This window comes from Oligoflexus sp. (assembly GCF_035638955.1).
In the GTDB taxonomy this organism is placed as follows: Bacteria; Bdellovibrionota_B; Oligoflexia; order Oligoflexales; family Oligoflexaceae; genus Oligoflexus.
The window spans coordinates 46,837-55,605 of record NZ_DASQYZ010000469.1 but is presented as its reverse complement, the minus strand read 5'-3'; the positions used below and the strand labels follow the sequence as shown (position 1 = coordinate 55,605).

Below are 8,769 nucleotides of genomic sequence, written 5' to 3'. Positions count from 1 at the left end.
ATCGCGCTCAATAAAGTCACAACCAGCCATCGACGCATCGTCTTTCCCCTGTATAGATTGAACTAGATCCCAAACGTTAATGGCCGAATACAAGATTGGTGCCACCACAAAAATTCCCGGCAGCCGGATTGTGGGTTGAGGTGGCGGCAGGCTAGATCTGGAATTCATTAAAAAATTCGAAAAAATGATGTGAAGCACAGAGTAAAATTGTGAAGCGCATCCCGAGTGATCTATCAGGCCTTATACCGCTATTGTAGAGCCTCCATTTACCATATTTTCCTGTAATCACATTATTTTACAGCCAATCGTGGACACAAAATTCATTGCAGTCATCACAGGTTGATAGTCAGGAGCTATTTCTTCTGAAATTACGTTATGTTAGTGGCGTCGTTCCAAATTTGTGTTCCGGCCATCTGCAGTCTTCCCACTGACACGCCGTTCTCACTGGTATCGTTGCTGACGATGGATGCTGCAAAAATCACTTCAGTCTATGAAAAGTTCACAACGGATCTCGATTTGAGCCACGACCCATTCGATCACAACCTAAATCAAAGCGAAGCTCATGAAAGTCTGTAGAGCTGATCGAGTGAGTGTTGTTGATGAAGTTGTCGTAACTGAGTTGAAAGGTAAAGAATTCATGATCGTGAAGAAATCGAAAGCGCTGCCTATCCTGCTGAGCAGCGTGGCCTGCATCCATGTGATGAGTGCCTGCGGTAAAAGAACCCAAAAAAGCGACCTTGATATTGTCGGCGGACGCCTGGTCACGTCTCAGGATGCCGGTCCCGAAAAGGTGTCTACAGTCGGCCTGAACGGGTGTACAGGAACCATTATCGCCCGGGATTTGATATTGACGGCTGCCCACTGTTACCCGCAGACCGTGCAGGGTGGATATGTGCTCTTCGGCATTGATTTCGATGGCAGTGATCGCAAGATCATCAACATCGCAGGCGCCACGGTCAATGAATCCTATACAGGTTCTCATAATGATGTGGCCATGCTGAAGCTCGCCAAAGATATTCCTGCCGGGTATGCACCTGTGAAGCTCCTCCCACCCAGCTTACCATTGACTGCCGGAGACGGTGTTCGTCAAGCCGGCTACGGCACTGACAACGAGGATGCTTTCGGCACCTTGCGGACGGTGGAAAGCAATTATGTGGGCCAATCACCTGAGGGCACTCTGGTCATTAAGAGTGGTAGCAAGGCCGCCTGCAGTGGTGACTCCGGTGGACCTCTTTATGTGCAGAAGAACGGCGAATGGTACTCAGCGGGGATTGCTGCCACCGCGACTATGAACTTTCGGAGAGAATGTGTCGGCGGCAACGATTATACGAGCGTCATCCAAAACTTGAGTACAATCATTAATATGGCGCGCCAGCTTTCTGGTCGCGAGGATCCTTTAGGTTCCGGCAGCACCGAGCCCGTGCCTACGCCTGCACCAGAGGACTTGAATAATTCGCAAACACCCATTCGATTTGGGGTCATCGGTCACCTCGTAGAGCAAAACAATGTGCTCAGCAAAACATCACAGGTCGTGTGGTACGGAACTGTCAGTTCACAGTCACACCTGTACGTAAATTCCAGGACGGCTCTTCCGTATCGTATGATCTGACTTTCCTTGTCAAGGAGTCCGCGGTGGATCAAACGCATGTATTGACCTTCCAAGACGAGTTCGCCAGCGATAGTCGCCTCGGTGATATCCTAAATTACAGCATTAAAAAAAGCTGCCAGGAATAAATCGTGACAAAGACGCTGCTTAGCGAGCATCTCGCAGCAGCATCCCCTCAAGCTCCACAGCCCGCTCTTCGAGAATTCGATGATTAAAGCCCTTTGCCGCAAATGTGTACATCAGCGTATAGGTATTCTGGTCGAAGTCAAACCCTTGGATATCATTATTGCGATTTCTTGCCGTGACAAAGCGGAACGAAAAGCTCGAGCGTTCGGACCATTTGTAATGAGTCGAGGCGCCAAAGCTATATCGGTTATCGAGTCGGGAACAAAGTTTCACGTCCGCATCCGAGCTATCTTCTATAACTCCAGCCCGGCAGTCCCCGATCTTCGCGCTTGGCAGCACAAAATCATCGGACCAAAAGGCTCCGTAGAGACCGAATGACAGGCCATTGGAGAAAGGTTGCCAATCCAGCTTCAGGCTTGATCCCGTTCTCACAAAATCGCTACTCTCATCATTAAATAAAATTTCATAGCGGAAAGCATGCGCCGCCAGCTCAAAACCCTGTTCTGTAAAGGTCCGCAGGTACTTCACTCCCAAGCTGGGCTTGCCAGGCGCATATGATTTGTAACTGTTCAAGTCCGAGATAGAGTCAATGTTCTTGTAGAAGATGCTATAGACTCTGATCCGATCAGCCTGAGTGATGACCGCATCGGTGTAGGGCATCATATAATAGCTGAGCCCGGTTTTGAGAGGGCTGGTTTCAAGATCGCTGTCTTCTCTGAAGAGTGAGGAACCGCGGATCGTCTGGTCATAACTCGTATCGACACCCAACCGCACAGCTTCCGTGAGATGATACTGCGTCAGCACACGCCCCCGGAAGGTATGCCACGCCCTGTGCGGCGCAAGAGGAAAATTATCGTAGCTCGTCTCTCGAGAAAATGTTTCCCATGCGTTCCTTTGAATATTCGCATTGCCAACGTATTCCAGTCGCCCCTGGACATCGAGGCCTTTCCAGGGCTTCAATTCGTGCAGCAGACCAAGCTGGAGTCGCGCCATGGTCTCCTCGAACTTCTGCGTCGTGAGCTGTAAACCGTTCGCTGTATCATCCGGGGCCGAACTCGTTTTTGCATCACTCATCAGACCGCTGTGTATATACCATTGAGTACTGGGGCTTTCTGAAGCTTTTTCTAAAGGCATTTGCGCAAGCGCGACCCGATAGCTCGAACTCAATCCCAATCCTATCAACAATGTGATCCTGGACGTTCTCATGATTTGCCCCACATGCTTTTACGCCTGATTAGAAATTTCCCAATAAAAAGAAGGAGAGGAAAGAAAAGCAGCATGGAGCTGAAAGAACGGCTGCCGGCAGCCCCTAAAGTCCCACAGCTGGCCTTGACTCGCTTCTTCGGTTCGGCAGGCAAAGTGCTCGCTGGCTTCTGTTGCACGGCGTTGTTTGCATTCAAGAGGCCCGTGCCGAGGAGGGGATGCATTTTCCCAGCGCGCTCATGGATGTATTCAGGGTTCGCCGCATAAAGGGCGCGGGAATCGGCGGTTGCCAGAATAAGACGCTTAAGATCCACAGCCTTTAGACCAGGTTGCACGGACAGCATCAGGCCCGCGACTCCTGTTACCAGAGGAGCAGACATCGAGGTTCCGTTGAGACATTGGCTGCTACCACCGGGAACAGCCGAAATGATGCCGTAGCCATGGACTAAGGCATCGCAGCTCCCGACCGGTGCCGCAATATCAACAGCGGAACCATAATTGGAGCGACCATCTTTTTTCAGATTCGAGCTATTGACGTTGGCAACCGAGATGACGTTTGGCAGAGATGCTGGAAAGGTGGCCTGCGATGAGTTTTCATTTCCAGCAGCCGATATCACAAGGATATCGTCATCAAATTCACCGAGCTGCTTCAGAGCTCGATTGACCCTGTCAGAGCTCTGATACTTCCCAAAGGAGATGTTTATCAAACGAACGGGCAGGCCTTGCTGTTTGAGTTCTGCAATATATTCAAAGGCTGCGTAGATCGCATCGTCTGTGATGGAGCCTTCACGGTTCGTAACCTTGATGGGCAGGATTTTGCAGGTCGGGCACACACCGAAAATGCTCGACTCTGGTTGATAACCAGCGATGATCCCGGCGACATGGGTCCCATGTTGACAATTGCCGATCTCGATTCCGCCGCTGGTGCCACAGGCCGTGCCGGGCCCTTGGGTTCCAAGCGGAACGATTTGTCCTTGCCCCCATTTCTCTTGAGGATACTGATAATCGGACGTATCACAGCCAAACTGATCGGACTCGCAGCGCGTTTGAAATACGGACGTGTCGACGATGCGCTCCTCGAAGGCGGGATGGAGATAATCAATCCCCGAATCCAGCACAGCAATCACAGGCTGAGCCTCAACCTTGCTGGCCAGGAACGCCAAAGCCGAACTGAGTTCTACGCGCTCGATCCACGCCAGCTGGGGATTCTGTTCAAGGAGTCCGATCTCCAGGGGATAATTCTGCGACGCTGTCGCGAGCATCGCCCTTAGTTCTTCGCTGGATTTTTCAGGCGTCCGCTGTGGTGCCGCGTCGAAATCAGAAGAACCGCATGCTGTGAGCTGCGCAACCAAAAGTAATGTCTTAATGATTCGATACTTCTCTCGCATTTTCTCTCTCATCCGAGGTTTAGCCCACTTCTGCTAGCTGTCGCGTCACGCGTTCACCGCCAAATCCTTGATCAGGGCTAAGTCTATCGATTTTCTAAGGGCAGAACGATGAGAGAGGAATGAGGATCTTCAGGATTAAAACCACTGTGGACTCTGCTGATAAAAAAAAGTAGTCGGCATGGTTTCAGTGCGCCATATTCGTTTAGACCGGCGAGGTTCAGAAGTGATTGATGGAACAGGCAGATTCCAGACCTTCGGTTCTGATCCCTATGGCAATTATGTTGATGGAAAAAGCTTTAAGCTAAACGCCCTGCTGCACTGATTATTTCGCTGGTTGTCAAGTTTTCCCCAAAACTCTCCGATATAAACGTACCCATTTCTGTATTGGATATGTCTGACGCAAAGCCGAGTGCGGCGCCTGACGTTGTCGAGAGTCCTGTGAACCGATTGCGCCAGTGAGAAGCGGGGGAACATTTTACTTTAAACGGAGGTACCCATGAGGCTGATGTCCGGATCCATGAGTCAAATCCTCAGGATTGTTTCCTTCGCATCCCTTATGGCTTCCTGCAGTGGCAATTCGTTCTTTGGCAAATCATACAGCAGTCAGAACTTCAATTCGCTCGTTACCCGGACCTCTGTCGTGGAAACAGGTCTAGCCGGGTGTTCATCCTTCTACATCTCCGAATGCTATCTGAGTCCCGATGCGGTCGATGCGCTGAACAGCCTGACAAATGATAGATCTGCGGTTGACTCCGCCGATGCAGGCGCGGCGAGAGGGTCCAATACCCAGGATTCTGCTGTTTCCGGCCCTACGAAAAACAACTCTGATACAGGTGATGGCGCAGCTAACAAAGAGGTTATCGTTGAAGACGTGATCCTTGCCGGCGAGACCATGAAAACCGTGAGCTTCTGCTCACGAAACGGCAGCGCCAATGCCGGTACCAACATACTGCAGACGCAGGAAGTTGTTCTGAAGGCGTTTCCTTTGGGCACGCATTACAACAAGGTTCTTGAGACCAATATCGATATGGCCAAGGTCCTGCGAGACGATGTCGTTAATCTCAGCATGATCAATGGCAAGGTGCTGGGTGAGGTTCTTAACACCCTTCCGACTGGCCCTTATGTGTTTCAGCTGTGCGACGTTGCTCTTAGAGATAGCTGCACACTCAACGCAAATTGGCTGGAAGAAATTTTGGGCGACTGGGAAGAATTGGAACAATCACCGAAAGGGACTGTCGGCGTCGCTGCATTGGTTGAAATCGAGGACAAAAAGATCGTCGCTCATTCCGCCTTTGGCGTGCTTTATCCACGAACTGGAGCTGGGTCGACTCATCAGTGCGATGAGGTGAACTCACCGCTGGTGCTGGACCTTACTGGCAGTGGAATCCATCTTTCGGCACCTCTGGACGGACCCAGGTTTGACCTCCTCGGTTACGGTTCTCGCCAGCAGATATCGTGGCCTTTGGGATCCAATGCGGCTTTCCTGGTTTTGGATCGCAACAAAAATGGATCGATCGACGATATCCACGAGCTTTTCGGCAGCAGCACGATTGGTCCTGATATGAAGACCAGCAAAAATGGATTTGAGGCTCTTCGCAAGTACGATGGCAACCAGGATGGCCTGATCAACGCCAAGGATCCTGTCTTTGCCGAGCTCAAAGTCTGGCTGGATAAGAACGGCGACGGAAAGTCAAATGATACAGAACTCCGCTCCTTATCCCAGGCAGCGATCAGCTGGATTCAGGTGAATTACCTGTTGACCGAGCAGAAAGACCAGTATGGCAATCTTCTGCGAGAGCGCAGCGAGTTTGCGACGAAAGACGGGACGACAGGGAAAGAGAAAACGTTCTCAGTTATAGACGTCTGGTTCCGTACCCTGCCGCTCTATAGTGCGCGCTAAAGACAAGAAAAGCGGCCACCCCTCGGGGGTGGCGCCTTCGCAGCTCGCCTCTCCTTATGTGTCACGGATTAATTCGGCAGCAACATCAACTCATCCGTCGATCGCCTTGGCAGCAGGAATACCTTTTGGTGGACCTCAGCTTCCAAGGTTTCGCTTTTTCCAGACGCATAAACCGCTTCGATCATAACTCTAACCTGATCATTGACCAGGTATGAACAGATGGCCATTCCCGGATATACACTCGGAGAATACGATGCGGAGCCAGTCCCCGTGACAACAATCGACACCTCCGGCCAGGTCCCGGCCGGGCAATTCATGGCCATCAGACAACTGTTCGGGTTCTGATAAATCCGGCTGCGGTTGCTATCGGAGTATACCTTGCCCAAAAACTCCTGCTCCTTGGTCGGAAAGGGCTGACAGCTGGTCTGATACCTGGCCTGATAATGCAGCTTTGCATCATTGGCGGTTTGAGGGAGACGCAGGATATCCAATCCTGGCGGACTTAGGAGCGGTGTCAGGCCACCATCCATCTGCACCGCTGCATCTCGTCTTATGAGATTAAAAAGATTTCCTACCATCTTATGGCTGCTTATGCGGTTCTGATCATATCGGGCCGTTTTCTGCAAACCCAGTATCCAGTTGCTGCCGATGCTGATCATCAGGGAAAACACCGCACCACCGACCATCAGTTCAATCAAGCTCATACCGCTCTGATTTTGATTATTTGGTGACATGAAAGAAACTGTTCCTCCGTGTGTATTGCAAGGCTGACGATGTTCCTTTGGACCAATAGGCGGTATAAAACACCTGCATGGATCCATGCTTCAATGTTCGGAAATCATCGCATGAAATAGGATTACCGTTATGAGCATCGACCAACTGCACCTTCACTTCAGCGAACGCATGGGGTGAGCCGCTGATGCTCGAGGATTTGTGCTGGGAATCCCGATTGAACCGAAAGCAGAAATACAGCGTGCCGTCCGACCTGCTCGTCGGATCATTGATATAGCGTGGGAGTTTGCAGCGCTCCACGGCTTCATTTGCAAACGCATGCTGTGGGGATTGGAGTGCCGCACGCTGCGCTTCAGAGAGATCGGCAGAGAGTTGATGACTCATGTTGATGAAGGAATACGCGGATAGTTTATTGGCCAAGTACGACCCGGTGTAGCACGACGCGGGTGAAGCTTTGGCCATGTTTTTCAGGATCTTTAAAACAGCCTGGTCGACCTCCTCAAAGTTGAGCTTTGCCGAAAGAGTTGAACGCGCCTTCCTGGAATTCAAAAATGCCTGGTTTGCCGTAAGCGCTATGAGAGAGAGCAATGCCAAAGCCACGAGGACAGAAACGAGCGAGAATCCGTTTTCATGATCACCGTTCATAGATTCACCATGTTGGAGTTATGCTTGGCTATCGGTTGAAATGAACCCTCGCTTGAAACCATGACGTTCAGAATCTTTCACGGCGCTCAATACCATCGCCGTCTTTAACTTACTGACGGATTCAACCGAAACGTTTTCAAGGAGGATCAATATGCTAAAACTAAATTGTGAACGGGGAAATGCAAGTCTGTTGGGTATGTTTGCTTTCGTGGGTGTACTTGGACTTTACGTGACCCACGACCAAAAGAAAACTCAGAACCTGCGCTCGGAAGTTCTTGGCTCGACGATGAGTTCGATGGCGAAACAGGCTAATGAAGCCGCGCTTTCCCGAACGAAGAACCTTTTGCAAAAGAATTCCAATGGGCAGCCGGGTGTGAACATTCAAAATAACGTGTTTGCGGCTGGTGCAGGCAGTAATATTCAAATCGAGCAAGGGAAGCTTGTGATTAAAACCCCTGATCCTCGCTCTGCACAATGGATGAGCAACTCCCTGTCGGCGGGGCCTCAGCTCATCACCCGCGTGGCTTTGGAGAAAATTGAAAGAGATCCAGCGCTTGATTCTACGGCGGCGATTGCCGTGGCCGAGACCACAATAACCAACGACGGCGTGAGCAAGACACACCGAACCCGGGCTCGTTATGATCTACTGGCTTTGAATCCCTCGCCAAATCCGGCACCTTCTCCTGGCGCTAACACCACCTCCCCTTCCAACCAAGGTTCCCCTTCCAACCAAGGTTCCCCTACCAACCAAGGCTCGCCAGCCAACCCAGGTAACTCGGGGACGCCGGCGACAACGGCTACCGATATCGCAAGCCAATCACCCTCTGCTGGTGGCGGTCCTTGTGGAGCGGGGGCCATGTCGCCAGGCAACTCAGCAGCAAGCAGTCAGACAGGTTCGAACACGGCGAACTCCACGGCTCAGGGTGAGAATACGGCCGCCAGTGCTCATACAACCAGCAATTCATCGTCTGCCTGTGCGATGTCACAAAGCGGCGGAAATACGGCGTCCGCGAATGCCCATGTATCGGGTGCCAGTCACTCCGAGGTGAATGTCAATACGAGTACGACTCCCAACGGAAGCTCTTCGAGCATTTCGGTGTCAGCCGGGCGCTACTAATAATTTCTGCAACTTTTTGCCGCATACCAGCGTAAGAAACTGCCGTTAGAGA

At 51.2% G+C, this 8,769-nt stretch carries 7 protein-coding genes; 3 read left to right on the top strand and 4 right to left on the bottom strand.

Annotated elements, in window-relative coordinates; translation table 11 throughout:
• Positions 1 to 562: 562 nt before the first annotated feature.
• Positions 563 to 1,609, top strand: a complete 1,047-nt coding sequence (locus VE954_RS38405; RefSeq protein ID WP_324963164.1) for a S1 family peptidase — start codon at positions 563 to 565, stop codon at positions 1,607 to 1,609.
• A 144-nt stretch (positions 1,610 to 1,753) separates the two neighbouring features.
• Here VE954_RS38405 and VE954_RS38400 read toward each other — a convergent pair whose 3' ends face one another.
• Complete coding sequence (locus tag VE954_RS38400; RefSeq protein WP_324963162.1) at positions 1,754 to 2,938, bottom strand: hypothetical protein; 1,185 nt, start codon at positions 2,936 to 2,938, stop codon at positions 1,754 to 1,756.
• Positions 2,935 to 4,323, bottom strand: a complete 1,389-nt coding sequence (locus VE954_RS38395) for a S8 family peptidase (RefSeq protein WP_324963160.1) — start codon at positions 4,321 to 4,323, stop codon at positions 2,935 to 2,937. The genes VE954_RS38400 and VE954_RS38395 overlap by 4 nt, the downstream gene beginning before the upstream one ends.
• Before the next feature lie 496 nt (positions 4,324 to 4,819).
• Between VE954_RS38395 and VE954_RS38390 the strand changes: the two genes are divergently transcribed.
• On the top strand, positions 4,820 to 6,223 hold the full coding sequence (locus tag VE954_RS38390) for a hypothetical protein (RefSeq protein WP_324963158.1): 1,404 nt from the start codon (positions 4,820 to 4,822) through the stop codon (positions 6,221 to 6,223).
• A gap of 68 nt (positions 6,224 to 6,291) precedes the next feature.
• Here the strand turns inward: VE954_RS38390 and VE954_RS38385 are convergent, their stop codons facing one another.
• Positions 6,292 to 6,957, bottom strand: coding sequence for a prepilin-type N-terminal cleavage/methylation domain-containing protein (locus VE954_RS38385; RefSeq protein ID WP_324963156.1), 666 nt, complete (start codon positions 6,955 to 6,957; stop codon positions 6,292 to 6,294).
• On the bottom strand, positions 6,944 to 7,600 hold the full coding sequence (locus tag VE954_RS38380; RefSeq protein WP_324963154.1) for a prepilin-type N-terminal cleavage/methylation domain-containing protein: 657 nt from the start codon (positions 7,598 to 7,600) through the stop codon (positions 6,944 to 6,946). Before VE954_RS38380 ends, VE954_RS38385 begins: the two co-directional genes overlap by 14 nt.
• Before the next feature lie 151 nt (positions 7,601 to 7,751).
• Here VE954_RS38380 and VE954_RS38375 point away from each other — a divergent pair, with 151 nt between their 5' ends.
• Positions 7,752 to 8,717, top strand: a complete 966-nt coding sequence (locus tag VE954_RS38375; RefSeq protein WP_324963152.1) for a hypothetical protein — start codon at positions 7,752 to 7,754, stop codon at positions 8,715 to 8,717.
• Positions 8,718 to 8,769: the final 52 nt, after the last annotated feature.